At 65.1% G+C, this 13,402-nt stretch carries 14 protein-coding genes and 1 pseudogene; 4 read left to right on the forward strand and 11 right to left on the reverse strand.

Annotation, left to right across the window (positions count from 1 at the left end; genetic code table 11):
• Window positions 1-15: 15 nt before the first annotated feature.
• Window positions 16-2,517, reverse strand: coding sequence for a CoA transferase (locus tag ACPXYO_RS17380; RefSeq protein ID WP_423923220.1), 2,502 nt, complete (start codon window positions 2,515-2,517; stop codon window positions 16-18).
• Between the two features lie 171 nt (window positions 2,518-2,688).
• Between ACPXYO_RS17380 and ACPXYO_RS17385 the strand changes: the two are divergent.
• From ACPXYO_RS17385 to ACPXYO_RS17395, 3 genes and pseudogenes are all read left to right on the forward strand, one after another.
• A pseudogene (locus ACPXYO_RS17385) lies at window positions 2,689-2,862 on the forward strand (PPOX class F420-dependent oxidoreductase); the annotation flags it as partial.
• A gap of 24 nt (window positions 2,863-2,886) precedes the next feature.
• Window positions 2,887-3,291 (forward strand): hypothetical protein, encoded by a 405-nt coding sequence (locus tag ACPXYO_RS17390; RefSeq protein ID WP_423923222.1) that lies wholly within the window; start codon window positions 2,887-2,889, stop codon window positions 3,289-3,291.
• 25 nt (window positions 3,292-3,316) lie between these two features.
• Window positions 3,317-3,655, forward strand: a complete 339-nt coding sequence (locus ACPXYO_RS17395) for a hypothetical protein (protein WP_423923224.1) — start codon at window positions 3,317-3,319, stop codon at window positions 3,653-3,655.
• Here ACPXYO_RS17395 and ACPXYO_RS17400 read toward each other — a convergent pair.
• The 10 genes from ACPXYO_RS17400 to ACPXYO_RS17445 form a co-directional block, all read right to left on the reverse strand.
• Window positions 3,600-4,382 carry a hypothetical protein gene (locus ACPXYO_RS17400; RefSeq protein WP_423923226.1) on the reverse strand — a complete coding sequence of 261 codons (783 nt, stop codon included), beginning with the start codon at window positions 4,380-4,382 and terminating at the stop codon, window positions 3,600-3,602. The genes ACPXYO_RS17395 and ACPXYO_RS17400 overlap by 56 nt on opposite strands.
• 93 nt (window positions 4,383-4,475) lie before the next feature.
• On the reverse strand, window positions 4,476-4,880 hold the full coding sequence (locus ACPXYO_RS17405) for a hypothetical protein (RefSeq protein ID WP_423923228.1): 405 nt from the start codon (window positions 4,878-4,880) through the stop codon (window positions 4,476-4,478).
• A 260-nt stretch (window positions 4,881-5,140) separates the two neighbouring features.
• The gene (locus tag ACPXYO_RS17410; RefSeq protein WP_423923230.1) at window positions 5,141-5,521 is read right to left on the reverse strand and encodes a MaoC family dehydratase; all 381 of its coding nucleotides are present in this window, start codon (window positions 5,519-5,521) and stop codon (window positions 5,141-5,143) included.
• Complete coding sequence (locus ACPXYO_RS17415) at window positions 5,518-5,967, reverse strand: FAS1-like dehydratase domain-containing protein (protein WP_423923232.1); 450 nt, start codon at window positions 5,965-5,967, stop codon at window positions 5,518-5,520. The genes ACPXYO_RS17410 and ACPXYO_RS17415 overlap by 4 nt, the downstream gene beginning before the upstream one ends.
• Window positions 5,968-5,989: 22 nt before the next feature.
• Window positions 5,990-6,280, reverse strand: a complete 291-nt coding sequence (locus tag ACPXYO_RS17420) for a hypothetical protein (protein ID WP_423923234.1) — start codon at window positions 6,278-6,280, stop codon at window positions 5,990-5,992.
• Between the two features lie 6 nt (window positions 6,281-6,286).
• Window positions 6,287-7,024 carry a Phenylacetic acid catabolic protein gene (locus ACPXYO_RS17425; protein ID WP_423923236.1) on the reverse strand — a complete coding sequence of 246 codons (738 nt, stop codon included), beginning with the start codon at window positions 7,022-7,024 and terminating at the stop codon, window positions 6,287-6,289.
• Between the two features lie 69 nt (window positions 7,025-7,093).
• Window positions 7,094-8,974 (reverse strand): ATP-binding cassette domain-containing protein, encoded by a 1,881-nt coding sequence (locus ACPXYO_RS17430; protein WP_423923238.1) that lies wholly within the window; start codon window positions 8,972-8,974, stop codon window positions 7,094-7,096.
• A complete protein-coding gene (locus ACPXYO_RS17435) occupies window positions 8,974-9,861 on the reverse strand; it encodes a branched-chain amino acid ABC transporter permease (protein ID WP_423923240.1) in 888 nt (295 codons plus the stop codon). The genes ACPXYO_RS17430 and ACPXYO_RS17435 overlap by 1 nt, the downstream gene beginning before the upstream one ends.
• A complete protein-coding gene (locus ACPXYO_RS17440) occupies window positions 9,858-10,631 on the reverse strand; it encodes an ABC transporter ATP-binding protein (protein WP_423923242.1) in 774 nt (257 codons plus the stop codon). Before ACPXYO_RS17440 ends, ACPXYO_RS17435 begins: the two co-directional genes overlap by 4 nt.
• Window positions 10,632-10,691: 60 nt before the next feature.
• On the reverse strand, window positions 10,692-11,966 hold the full coding sequence (locus ACPXYO_RS17445) for an ABC transporter substrate-binding protein (protein WP_423923244.1): 1,275 nt from the start codon (window positions 11,964-11,966) through the stop codon (window positions 10,692-10,694).
• Between the two features lie 90 nt (window positions 11,967-12,056).
• Between ACPXYO_RS17445 and ACPXYO_RS17450 the strand changes: the two genes are divergently transcribed.
• Window positions 12,057-13,361, forward strand: a complete 1,305-nt coding sequence (locus tag ACPXYO_RS17450) for a glutamine synthetase family protein (protein ID WP_423923246.1) — start codon at window positions 12,057-12,059, stop codon at window positions 13,359-13,361.
• Window positions 13,362-13,402: the final 41 nt, after the last annotated feature.

The raw sequence follows: 13,402 nt of genomic DNA on the forward strand, positions 1-13,402 counted from the left end.
GCTCCACTCGCGCGCTCAGCCGAGCACTTCGGCTGCCGCGAGATCGGCGATGCGGTCGGCGTCGTAGCCCAAGAACTCGGTGAGCACCTCGAAGTTGTCCTCGCCCAAGCACGGCCCGCCGCGCCATACGACCGGAGGCGTACGTGACATACGCGTCCGGCAGTTCTGCGTCCACATTGTCCCACGATGGCTCTGGGGAACATTGATGTGGTGTTCGCGAGATGTGAGCTGCGGGTCGTCGCAGCAGCCCTGCGCGTTGTTGACCGGGTAGGCGTCGATGCCGTGGGTCTGGAACGCCTCGGCGGCCTCGACGTTGCTGCACTCGGAGGTCCACGCCGAGATCACCTCGTCGATCACCGCAGCACGCTCGCGCCGTACGGCCTGGTCCCAGCCAGCGGCCCCGTCAATGTCCAGCCCCACTGCGCCGGCGAGTGCCGGCCACCGGTCGTCGGTACAGGCGATCGCCACCCACTGGTCGTCGCCAGCGCTCGGGTAAACGCCGTGCGGGCTCATGTGCGGGTCCTCGTTGCCGCACCGCTGGGGATCCCGTCCGTTGACCGAGGCATCCAAGATGGCCGGAGCCAGGTAGTGCAGGGCTGCCTCGGTCTGCGACACGTCGATGTAGCAGCCGTCGCCGGCGCGATCCCGGCGCTCCAACGCGGCCATCAGCGATGCCACGATGACTCGTGGCGCCAAGAAGTCCGTGTAGGGGCCATACGGTCCGGCGGGGCCGCGATCGGGCCATCCGGTGATCTCGTAGAAACCGGCAATGGCCGCTGCCATGAATCCGTAGCCGGCGAGACTCGAATAGGGCCCGCTCTGGCCCAGAAGTGAGCTCGACAGCATGATGATCCGGGGATTGATCGCCGACAGATCCTCGTAGCCGTAGCCCATGCGCGCTGCCGCTCCAGGCGCCCAGGATTCCGTGGCAATGTCGGCCCAGCGGATCAGGTCCTCGACCACCTGGCGAGACTCGGGTTTGCTGAGATCGAGGCTGAGGCTGCGCTTGCCTGCGTTGTACACGCCGTAGCCGACGCTGTTGTCGGGGTGTGGGTCCTCGTCGACGAACGGGTTGACCGTGCGCATGGTGTCGGGCCGGCCCTCGGTCTCGACCTTCACCACGGTGGCGCCGTAATCGGCCAGGATGCGCACCGCCGAGGGCGTGGCGATGACCCACGAGAACTCCACCACCCTCAGGCCTGCGAGCGGCAGTACAGCGCCGCCGGAGACTCTGCCTTCCGAGACAGTGCCATTGGGCTCAGCGTCGCCCGATGCAGAGCCGCTGGCCCCAGGACCACCGGAGGCAGCGACCACGGTCGCCGCGTGCGGCCGCCGGTCGGAGTCGATCGCATCGTCATGAGCGCCGAGCCGTGGCACGACCGGTGTGCGCTCGGGCGCTTCGTCGCTGAAGTGCACCAGCGGTCCGCAGAAGCGAGCAACTCGCCCATCGTCCAACTCGGAGTCTCGCCAGAAGTCGCGACTGGCGAAGTGCACATTCGTGAGGAGATCGCTGACCAGTGCCGACGGCGTGATCAGCAGATTTCGGTCGAACGCCGCAGCCCACAATTCCTCAGCCGTCTTGGTAGCGAGAAAGCGGGCGTGCGTCGCAAACGATTTGCCGATGATTTCGGGCGAGCGCTGGCCGCTGAGAACCTCGACTGCGATGGTTTCCCAGTCCACCGCCTGAAGCTCCTCGTCGGCAAAGCCTTCCTCCGCCTCCCACTCCACGAGCCGTCGCGTGAAGGGCGCAAATGCCACGCCCATGAGCGCGACGCAGATGGTGTTGCCGTCGGCGCACGGGAACATCATCGGGATGTCGATGCCGCCGAGGCTGAGGCCGCCGGCGATGCGGTCGATGGGGTTGGCATTGACCCGTGGCGACATGTTCTGCGGCTGGCCGTGGGTCATCGACTCCATGGCAGAGACATCGACGTGCTGGCCAAGCCCGCTGCGTTGGGCCTCGCGCAAGGCGATAAGCGTGGCCGCAGCGGCATCGCCGGCGGCCTGAAGAAAACTCTGCGGCACGCCCGAGACCCTCACCGGGGCACGGTCCTTGTCGCCGCTGGAGTGCAGGAACCCGCTGCCGGCCACTGCGGTTAGATCCGAGCCTGCCCAAGTGCTGCGCGGACCGGTCGAGCCGTACGGCGTCACGGACGCATGGACGATGGCAGGATTGACGGCGGCGAGATCGTCATAGCCGAGACCAAGTGCAGCCATCTGGCCCACCGGCGCGTCCTCGATGAGCGCGTCCGCTCCCCTGACGAGCTCCAGCAGTCGTTGCCGGCCCTCCGCAGTGCTCAGGTCGGCCGTGTCACTCTGCTTGCCCTGGTTGTAGGCCCAGTGGCCCAGCGAGCGTTCCGGGTCCGGCTCGTCGTCGACGAATGGACCCAGATGACGGCTGCGCACGCCACCGGGCGGCTCGACAGCAATCACCTCCGCTCCCAGACTGGCAAGCAGGTAGCCCGCGAACTGGCTGATTCCCTCGCAGAGATCCAAAACCCGATAGTGCTGCAACATCGTGTGATTCACCCCTCGTGTGCGCCGGCACGAAGCGCGACCCGATGCCGATTCTTCCCTGTTCGGGCAATTCATGCGAACCACCGGCAATCCGAACCGCCCAACGGTGTGCCGAACGGCGACCCGAGCGGCGAGACTGCCGGAGCTATTGGGACGACCCGGGGAGGGTGAGATGGTATGGACGGGCTTGTCGAGTACTTCCGGGTGATCAGCGGCGAGCATTCCGACTGGGACGAGTACCAGGCTGCGATGACTCGCCAAGGCAAGGTGCTGCTGCGCTTGCACATCGAGAGTTGGGGCCCGATCTCAAGAGGCGGCTTCCCAGCCCGCCACGTCGAGGACTAGACGCCGGGCGGTACCGTCGAGGTGATGGCGCTTGCCGAGGACGACGTGCCGGTGGGTCGGCGGCTAAAGGATTTCGCCTCGCAGCTGTGTGGGTGCGACGACGAGATGCGATTGCGAATCGTGCTACATGAATTCGGGCTGGTGTGGGAGGACACGCCGCTAGTCGCCCGGCTGAGACTCGTGGCCGATGAACCGGGGCCGATTGATAGGCGCTGGGACGCATTCTTGGCTGCGTATGTGGAGCATCGGTACATGCATGACGGCATCGTCGCCCCTGAATGGGTGTTCGACGAAGCTCGCTATCTCGACGAGTTCTGGTTTCCGGGCCCAGATCTCGATTTCTTTCGGGTCGAAGCCATCGTCCACCCTCCTGCAGCGTTTGAAGCTCGCCGCGCCTTCCTGCCCGCTCGCGAGCTGCTTGTGGTCTGAGATACCTCCTTCCCCACGAACAGCGATGGACCGCGGTGCCTTCGGAGAGGCTCTGGCCGAGGTGGCTGAACGCCTGCATCGGCGCGGGGCTGTGGCGAGGATCTACGTCGGCGGCGGCGCGGCCATGGCCTTGGCCTACGACGCCGAACGAGCCAGCTACGACATCGACAGCGTGATCATGGACGGGTACGGGCCGCTGATCGAAGTAGTCGGCGCTTCGTCGGCCCCTGATGTGCTCGCCATCGTCGAAGGTGTGCTCGGCAGCCAGACGCTGCCCGATCAAGGGCGCAAGGTCATCGAGAACCGCATCAGCGAGACGGGACTGCTCGGGCGGCGATGTGCGACAGGTTGGCCGTGGGGTTGAGGGTGCCGAGCTCACTGCCCCAGTCGCCCACGAGGCGGGACTGCACGTACGTGTCAGCCAGCGCTGGGTCGCCGTGCTGCACCAGCAGCGACGCTGCCCAGCATTGGGCCATCTGCTCGACGAGACGCCGCGCACCTGCTTCACGGCTCGTGCCGGAGCCGCCGACATCGTGGCCACCCATGGCAGTACGGAGGCCGGTGAGGTGGCGGTCGAGTGTTTCGACGAGGCGCGGGTCGTAGCTGAGTGACACCAAGCGAGGCCGCCATGTCGCGGCGAGCTCCGGCTGGTGTTCAAGCGCACCGAGCGCCGCCGAAGTCATCGAAGTCGGGCAGCCGTGGCCGACCTCGGCCTGGCTCATCAGATACATCAGCGCATTGCGGGTAACAACGCCGCCGTCGCCCGGCTGGGACTCATAGCGCATGCAGTGGATGCCGGCTGAGACCGACATGTCCAGCAACGAGTGGTACGCAGGGTGGTAGCGCACCTCGTCGATGCGGTTGCCGAAACGGTCGTGGGTCGCCAACTCGGGCGAGCGCCGATTGGCCAGGAAGCCCCACTCGAACACCTCTTGGGTGCCCACCGCTTTGCCGAACGAGGCCATCACCTTGCGCTGGGCACCCTCACGTTCCATTGCGGCACCGAGGACCGGGTCGGTCGCGAACAGGTCGTACGGCTCCAGCGGCGGCGGCTGGTTGGCGCCCGCCTGCAGCGTCATCGCATCATCCATGGCCACCAGTGTTGTGCGTCACACGGAGACGGGCACAGCTACGACGCCAAGGACCCGGCAACGCCGAACATCGCCATGCCAGACCTGTTTCTTCTACGGCCGGCCGACGCGCACGCCGACCTGTTTTAGGGCGTCGATGACTCTCCTTGCTTCAGATGTCACGAAAGTGAGGCTCCGCACACAGAGATCTTCGTGGATGTAGTGGATGCGCGCCGCAAATCCATCGCTGCCGCCATACAGACGGTCGTAATCAGTAGCCGCGTCCGGCGCCGCCGGATTCTGATCGGGTAATCGCACCAGCACCTGTTCCGCGTATTGGATGGACGCGATCGAGAGGGCCTGCTTCGGACGCTGCCCCATCTGCGCCGATACGACTTCAGACCTGATGCGAAGGACTGCACGCGAGGGCAAGAAGTACTCGAGGAGTGACGGGATCAACGCCGCCCCTATGACGACAGGCACGTAGCGGGGAAAATCGAAGTCGACAAGTGACGCCACCCGAGACGCAACGAATGTCGCGCCAATCGCCCCAGCAATGCCGATCGCAACATTCGCGAACTTGCGCAGGCCTGAGCCAATCGATTCTGTGACGACGACATCGCCGTTCGACCGGCGCTTGAACCTTGTTCGGGACCCAGATCGGGATTCGGGCTCCACTGCTCACCCCTTGACCGAGGCAGTCAGCTTGCCAGTGTGGGGGTCTCGGGAATCACCGCAGCAGGTGCTCGTAGCTCATCTGATCTCCCTGCTCGCAGATCTCACGACTCGTCGGGGTCGCCGCGGAGGATGACGATGCCGGTGGCGACGACATCACCCCGCTGGTTGCGCACCTCCACTCCTCGATCGTGCTCCCCGAAACTCACCGGCGACACCGTCAGGTCATCGCCAGGAAAGACCGGTCCGCGCAGCCGAACGTCGAGATTCAGAATCGCATCGGCACCGAACTGCGCGACCAGCGCATCGAGCGCGATCGCTGTGGTGTGGGAAGCCTGCACCACCACGTCGGGCAGCCCGGCCTTGGCTGCGAACTCGGGGTCGGTATGCACCGGATTTGCGTCATGCACGCCGTCGACGAAGCTGCGCATCGCCTCCCTTGTGAGTGTCGGAGCGGGCACCTGGGTGAACTCGAAGTCAGTCACGTTCTCGCCTTCCCTGCCGAACTCTCGCCCTCTGCCGCTTCAGCGCCCTTCGAGGGGTCAGCCGGCTTGCGCTCCACAAACACCGTTCGCTGACGCTGTATCAGCTCCCCGTCGGCGTCGCGGTACTCCGACAGCACAGTGGCGAGGTGCAGCGTTCCCTTGTCGATGATGTCCTCCACCGACACCACCACGGACACTCGCTCGCCCAGACGGAACGAACGGTGCCACTCGAACGACTGGCCGCCGGCGAGGCCTCGCTCCAGGCTGAGCCCGATGGGCCCCACCACCGAATCGCTGCCACCCACGGTCGGACCGAAGAAGGGCAGCCGCAGCGCTACCTCCCCTGCGGTGGGCGTTCCAAGCGCATCGACCAGCAGCGCGACGGATTCGGGTTCGACGACCACCTCGGTCTCCACCAGCACTTGGCCCAGCGTCTCGAGATTCACGCCGCTACCTCGCTCCGCACGTTCAGTTCGAACTCAGCAGTTGCCACACCTGCACCAAGAGGTCCTCATCGTCGCCGGCAGACGGCGGATCAGAAGCCGGCTGCATGTCCCATCCGTACGGCTTGTTCATGACGTGGATGCGAGGCTCTGGCGATGACTTGTCGCCTCGGTCGAAGGCTCCCACGACGAGCGTGTGGTCGCCCTCGGCAATCCAGAAGCACTCCCAGTGCACCGACGACGACGTCTCGATGATCGCGACCTCGGGCGCCGGCCGTGAGACCTTGACCGCGAGCCCTGTAGCTCCAGGATCCATGGCCAGCTAGAGGAACCGGCGGTTCAGCCGGTTCGGCGGCACCTCGATCCCCAGCTCTCCAAGCAGCGGCCTCGTGTCCGCGATGTACTGCCTGCGGAGGTCCGCGTTGTTCTTCTTCCGCAGGCCCCACCGCACGTAGGCGTCTCCGAAATCGGAATCAGACCGTCCGAACATGTCCAGCGCCGCCGGCCACCAGACCCCGATCCGCTCGTTCGCCTCATCGAGGCCCTCGGGCGTCGAGCAGACGATGCGCAAATTGCGCAGTCCGAGCGTGCAATGGAACAGCTCTTCCTTATGCACCCGTGTGGCGATGTCTGCCAGCGGCTTGTAGGGCACGCCGTCCCACGTCTCGCCGATGTACACGCCGACCCGGTCGATCAGCGCATGGAAGTACGACAGGTCGCAGAACGTGTCCATTGGCAGCCGGAACGCGTACTGCTCGATCGGGCGATCGACCTTGTCGACTCCAAGGCCGGCCAGGATGTGAGCGTTGATGATCCCGTGCTCGACCTCTTGCTGCATCAGCTTGACCAAGAGCCCCTTGGTCGCTTCGTCGGGTGCGAACCGCAGGCAGCGATCCCACAGCTTGGTCAGCAGGTCGGTGTAATGCGGATTCGTGCTGTTCTCAACGTGGTAGCTCAGCATCCGCACGAGCAACTCAGCGAACTCGGCCGGCATGTCGGGGTCGCCCTCGTCCCAGATTCGCTGTGGTTCGTCTGTGCGTTCCAGCGTTGCCGTGCTCATGTCACTCCCACGTCGTCATGATCTCGGTGGCACATGACCAGCAGTATCCGAGAGTACTCAGCCTCAGGTCTACGCGCCGGTCTCGGTGCCGAGGTACGCGGCACGCACGGCTGGGTCGGCCTGCACCTCATCGGGGGTGCCGATGCTGATCACCTTGCCCTGATCGAGAACGTATATCCGATCGCTGATGCCGGTGATGAAGTTGAGATCGTGGTCGATCACCAAGACGCCCGCGTCGACAGCCGCAGCCATGTGGCGAATCCGTCGGATCATCTCGGTTGACTCGGCATCACTCATGCCGCTTGTGGGCTCGTCCAACAGCAGGAACGCCGGCGCCATAGCTGCCGCGCGGGCCAATTCCAGCCGTCGAGCGCTGCCGTAGTCGAGCTCGCGGGCGCGGCGATCTCTCACCTCCCACAGGCCAGCCTCGGCTATGAGCGCGTCCACCGGCGGACCGGTCCCCGGCCGGTGCCGGGCCGCCACACGGCTGGACAACTCCACGTTCTGACGGACGGTCAGCGCTCCGAAGAGCCGTAGGTTCTGGAACGTACGCAGGAGACCTGCACGAGCGATCTCATAGCTCGGCTCGGAATTCAGATCGCGCTCGCCCACCCTGAACCAGCCTTCAGCAGGATCGACGATCCCGGTGATCACGTTGACCAGCGTCGTCTTGCCAGCCCCGTTGGGGCCGATCAATCCGACGACCTCGTCGGGCGCGACGGTGAGGCCTGCACCATCGAGGGCTCGAAAGCCGCCGAAATTGACGACGATGTCTCCCACCTCGAGGACTGCACCCCCATGGGCCACCTCGGCGTGCAAGCCCACCGGCGCGACTTCAGCGAGAGCTTCGGGTCGAACATCGGGTTTACGGCGCTGCCACCGACGCCACAGCCAGGCATCCAGCTCCCAGTCCCCGAGGAGGCCGTCCGATCTGAAGATCATGAAGCCGAGCATTGCCAGGCCCAAGAACACCGTCTGAAGGTTTTCTCGGAAGATCCAATCCAGCGGTCCAGCGTCCAGGCTGAGTCCGAACACCTCGAAGCCGTCTTGTCCCATACGCCGGGCCAGTTCGCGCCCGACGGTCATCACCGCCACTCCAACGAGCGCTCCGGTGACGCTGTTGCGGCCGCCAACTATGAGCATTGCCAGCGTGAGCAACGTATAGCTGAAGAAGAAATCGTCGGGAAGGATCGAGCCGTTCTCGTACACCCGCAGCGACGATCCGGCGCTGACGATCACGACGGAAATGAGCAGCGCCGCCATCTGCTGCACCAGTGGGTTCACGCCCATGGCGCGCGCTGCCAGGTTGTCTTCGCGGGCCGCAACCGCGAGCTTGCCGCTGCGGCTCTGCGCATAGAGCCGAGCGACGATCAACGCCGCCAGCAGGCAGGCATAGATCGGCAGCCTGCTGTCAAGCGCCGCCCCGACCTTGAAGGTGAGACCCGCACGGTTGCCACCGGTCAGGTCAGGCCAGTTGCGAGCCACCTCATGGGTGACAAACAGCAGAGCCAAGGTGATCACCGTGGCCGCGACAGCACCCGATTCCGCGCCCGAGCGCGCCAATCCGATGCCCACCACAAGCGCTATCACCACGGCCACCCCGATGGCCACGGCACCGGCCAGCAACGGGTTCAGCAGAACTTCCTGCAATCCGAATGGGGAATCCGGAATGCGCTTGAGCTTCTCCGCGGGGCTGATGGCAAATATCGCAAAGGCGTAGCCGGCGATCGCACCGAAACCGATGTGGCCGAACGACAGCACACCGGTGTTGCCGACGTAGATCTGGATACCGAGCACGATGATGGCGTCGATCAGCATGACCGTCACCAGACGTTCGGCAGCTCGAGCTTGCAGGCTCTGGTAGATGAGGCCACCCGTCACAAACACGGCAAAGAGCACGGCGCAACCCACGATGGGGAAGCCGATGTCGCGTCCGAAACGAGGAAACATCAGACCCGCTCGGCGTGAACGACCCGAACGAGGCCCTGCGGTCTGAAGATGAACAGCAGGGCGATCAACAGGAACACCACGCCTTCGGTGAGGCTGGCGACGCTGTCGGGCAGGCGTGATCGAAGGATCACTTCAGCCAAGCCCAGGGCCAAACCGCCGATGACGGCCCCACGCAGACTGCCCAGACCGCCGATCAGTGCGGCCAAGACGCCCTTGAGCATCGGAGTGATGCCAGCGCTGGGGTTGATGCTGCCGGCTCGCATCAACCAGAAGACCCCGGCGATGCCCGCCAGCAGTCCCGACAGGGCGAAAGCGCCCCGGATCACGGTGTCGGAGCGCACGCCCATCAGCCGGGCGGTGTCGAAGTCGGCTGCGGCGGCACGAAGCGACAGCCCGAACATGGTTCGCTGCAGCAGCAGGGTCGTGCCGATCAGCGTCAGCACAGTCACCACGATGACGACGGTGTCGTACACCTCGATCCGTAGCGGCCCGACTGAGTAGGTGTTCGTCACCCACGAGGGCCTGTCGAACGGCTTCACCGACGCCGACACGTACAGCAAGAAGATCGCGGAGATGACGAAGTGCACACCGAATGAGGTGAGCAGCAGTGTGAAGTCTGAGCTTCCCCGCACACGTGAGAAAGCGACCCGCTCGATCACCAATGAGGTCAGCACCGCGCCCACCACGATCAGCGGTGCCACCACGTACCACGACCAGTCGCGCCCCAGGGTCCACAGCGCGATGTAGCCCCCGACGGTGATGAGCTCACCGTGGGCGAAATTCAGCAGGTGCATGACGCCGAACACGACGGCCACGCCCAGCGCCAGCAGTGCGTAAATGCTGCCCCGGCCAAGGCCGTCGATGAGGTTCTGCGCCAGCTCGGTCACCCCGTGGGACCCCCGGCGCTGTGAGATTCATGCGCGCCTGAGGCGGGCAGCCCCTCATTCGCAGGCATGACATGACCTACGAAAGTGTCGAACAAATCGTCTTGTTGACTCAGCTCAGCACCCGTGCCCGAGGCCACTACCTCGCCGCTGCGAAGCACATAAGCGCGGTCAGCCACAGCGAGCATCCGTGCTGCGTTTTGCTCCACGACGAGCAGCGTGCGTCCCTGTTCACGAAGCGTGCCGATGAGCTCAAATACCAGGTCGACCAGCACGGGGGCGAGGCCGAGCGAGGGTTCGTCCATCATCAGCAATCGGGGAGCCGACATCAGCGCCCGCCCGATGGCTAGCTGCTGAGCCTCGCCCCCCGACAGGTATCCGGCCGAGACATCCCACTTCTCCCTCAGCACCGGAAAGCGTTCTGCCATTTCATCCAGCAGTTCTGCGCGCTTCGCCGCTGGCACCGTCACCCCGCCGATCTTCAGGTTCTCCTCCACGGTGAGGTCGGCGAAGATGCGACGGTGCTCTGGCACGAGCGCCACCCCCGAGCGCAGCAGCTTCTCTGGCGAGTGGCTCGTGATGTCTTGTCCCTCGAAGGTGACGCTGCCCTCTGCGGGAGACATCAGCCCGGCGATGGTCGACAGCAAGGTGGTCTTGCCCGCTCCGTTGGGCCCGATGAGGCCGACGACCTCACCCGACCCGACGCTCAGGGACGCGCCGCGCAATGCAGCTATCGAGCCGTACCGTGCGGTGAGGCCTTCGACTTCGAGCATTGGAGATCGCGAGGCCACCGCGTCTGGCGTTGTGCCCGCTCCTGCGGCGCCGATACGGACCTATTCGATTGTGGCGACGAGTACGTCCTCGCCGTTCACAATGCGATTGATCGGCACCGCCTTTGGCGGGATGCCGTTCGTGCCCTCGTAGGTGATCTCACCCGACAATCCCTGGAATCCAGAGATCTGCTTGACGGCCTCGCCGATCTCGGCAGTGTCGTCGCAGCCGCAGTCGAGCATCCCCTGGATGCCGATGAACATCGAGTCGACATAGAGCGCCATGAAGCCACGACTGTCGAGCGCCTCGCCTTCGGCGGCCTCGAACGCGGCGAGCATCGAATCGATGCGGTCGCCTGCAGTGATGCTCGTATGCGGCGTATGGGCGATGCCCTCGTTGTTCGCCTCGACCTGGATGCCGGTGGCGTCCAAGGCGTCGGTGCCGATGTAGGTAAGACCGTCGAGGCCTTGGCCTTCGAGCTGGCCACGCAGGGCAGTCACCTGGAAGCCCAATGCGGCCGAGAAGACGGCCTCGTTGTTCTCTGAGATCTGAGCGATCTCATTCACCTGCGACGAGAAGTCAGTGTCGACGAACCACACGTAGGTCTGAACGCTCACCACCTCGCCGCCACCAGCTTCGAAGGCGGCGATGAACGCGTCGGGGTTGACGCCGGTGTAGGGGATGCCTTCGCCTTCGGTGAACACGATCGCCCGGGTGATGCCCTGGTCAAGCGCCCACTTGGCCGCCGCACCCGACATCTGGTGGTCGTCGAAAGTGACCAGGTAGGAGTTGTTGGAGGCATCTGCCAAGGTCGGCTCGGTCGATGCCGCTACGAACAGCGGAACATTGCCGCCTGTGGTCTGCAGGATCGGCAGCGCAAAGTCGGCGAAGGGCGGGCCGATGAGGAAGTGTGCACCCCAGTCCAGCAGGTCCTCGGTAGCGAGCGCAGCGTCGGTGCCGACCTCTTCCACCCGCACGGACACCGGCCGGCCGTTGAAGCCGCCGCGGCAGTTGGCGAGATCCGCGACGTACGGCACCACCTTGGAGCCCGGGATATCGACGAACCCGACCACATCGCTGAAGTCCATCGCCATGCCCACCCGGATCGGGTCACCTGTCGGCGCTTCTTCGCAGTTCGCCAGATCGGCACTCAAAATGTGGTCGATATCGATGCTGGTCATCGTGACGGCGGGCGCCGGCGCTTCGGTGGCAGCCGGTGCTTCGGTGGCGGACGGCGCATCGGTGGCAGCCGGCTCGCTTTCCGCGGAGTCGTCGCTGCTGCATGCAGTTCCGAACAATGCCGCAACAGCCAGCAAGGCCAGGATGCGTCGTTTCATGATGAGACCTTTCCGTGGGTCGGGTCGATGCTACTCCTCCAGACCAATCCCCTCAGATAAGTTCTGCTGATCGTTCCGGAGGAAACACCCGTGGCCAATGAACGCGTCCGCATGCTGTGGCCAGACCATCTCGGAATGGCGCGGGGAAAATACGTTCCTGCGGCCCTGGCCCATGCAGGCACCGGCCACGCGGCAGCCGTCTTCAGCCTCGCCTACGACCGCTCGTTCGTCGCTGCGCCTGGATCAGGCGTGCTCGACGGCTTCCCCGACATGCACGCCAGCTTCGACCCCGCCGATCTGCGACCGGGCTGGGACGACGACCGGACCCAGGTGGCGGTGTGCGACCTGTCCCAAGCGGGCGAGCCGTTCCGCTATTCGGCCCGGTATGCCCTGCGCAAGGCAATCGCCGACTGGGAGGCGTTGGGCTACCGCCCCATGGTCGGCATCGAATTCGAGGCATACGTGCTCGAGTTCACCGACGAGCACGGCTGGCAGCGCTGGGACACGCCCGAGTCGTACGTGTATGGCACCGGCCGTTGTGTGGATCCCGTCGGCTTGATCGACGACGTTGTCGATCTCGCAACCGGCAGCGACATCGTGCTCGAATCGGTGAACGCCGAGTTCGATTCAGGACAATTCGAGCTGACGCTTCGTTACGGCGATGCGCTGCGGGCCGCCGACGACGCCTTTCTGTTCAAAGTGCTGGCTCGAGAGTGCGCCATGGAGCACGGTTTAAAGCTCACCTTCTTGGGCAAGCCCTACGAGGAGTTCGAGGGCAACGGCGTCCACGTCAACTTCTCGCTGATCGACGCGGACGGCTCGAATGCGCTCGTCGACACCAGCACCGACGACGGGCTGTCCGAGCTGGCGAAGTCATGCTTGGCCGGGCTGTGTGCCCATCACCAAGGGCTCACGCCGTTGTGCGCCCCGACGGTGAACGCGTACCGGCGCCTGCGGCCGTTCACGTTCAGCGGTCGGCGGGCCAACTGGGGCTACGACCACCGCGTGGTCGGCACCCGAGTGCCGCCCGAACGAGGCGAGCGCACGCGCATCGAATCCCGCCTCGCAGATGGCACCTGCAATGTCCACACGGCGATTGCCGCGGTGTTGCAGGCAGCGCGTCTCGGCCTGGTTGACCAGCTCGACTGCCCCGAGCCCGAGACCAACGACGGCATGGAGGCGTGGAACACCGAGGTCACCTCGGCGCTCAACCTGGCGGACGCGCTCGGGGACCTGCGTGAAGACGCTGCGCTCGCGGAGGCGGTGAGCAGCGACCTCGTCGACAACTTCCTTGCCATCAAGGCAGCGGAGTGGGAGCGCTACGTCGCCGCTGCCGGCGAGCCCTCAGACAGCATCAGCGAGTGGGAGATCAACGAGTACCTGCCGTTCCACTGAGCTGTTCAGGTGCGGCTCAGGCGCTGGTCAGGCGCTGGTCA

This window comes from Candidatus Poriferisodalis sp. (genome assembly GCF_965237655.1).
Lineage (GTDB): Bacteria > Actinomycetota > Acidimicrobiia > Acidimicrobiales > Poriferisodalaceae > Poriferisodalis.

Bases quoted from the DNA above. Each gene is read 5' to 3' on its own strand.
- ACPXYO_RS17440 (WP_423923242.1), bottom strand. From the start codon at position 10,631: ATGCTCGAAGTCGAAGGCCTCACCGCACGGTACGGCTCGATAGCTGCA.
- ACPXYO_RS17400 (WP_423923226.1), bottom strand. From the start codon at position 4,382: ATGGATGATGCGATGACGCTGCAGGCGGGCGCCAACCAGCCGCCGCCG.
- ACPXYO_RS17430 (WP_423923238.1), bottom strand. From the start codon at position 8,974: ATGTTTCCTCGTTTCGGACGCGACATCGGCTTCCCCATCGTGGGTTGC.
- ACPXYO_RS17445 (WP_423923244.1), bottom strand. From the start codon at position 11,966: ATGAAACGACGCATCCTGGCCTTGCTGGCTGTTGCGGCATTGTTCGGA.
- ACPXYO_RS17380 (WP_423923220.1), bottom strand. From the start codon at position 2,517: ATGTTGCAGCACTATCGGGTTTTGGATCTCTGCGAGGGAATCAGCCAG.
- ACPXYO_RS17425 (WP_423923236.1), bottom strand. From the start codon at position 7,024: ATGAGCACGGCAACGCTGGAACGCACAGACGAACCACAGCGAATCTGG.
- ACPXYO_RS17390 (WP_423923222.1), top strand. From the start codon at position 2,887: ATGGCGCTTGCCGAGGACGACGTGCCGGTGGGTCGGCGGCTAAAGGAT.
- ACPXYO_RS17395 (WP_423923224.1), top strand. From the start codon at position 3,317: ATGGACCGCGGTGCCTTCGGAGAGGCTCTGGCCGAGGTGGCTGAACGC.
- ACPXYO_RS17420 (WP_423923234.1), bottom strand. From the start codon at position 6,280: ATGGATCCTGGAGCTACAGGGCTCGCGGTCAAGGTCTCACGGCCGGCG.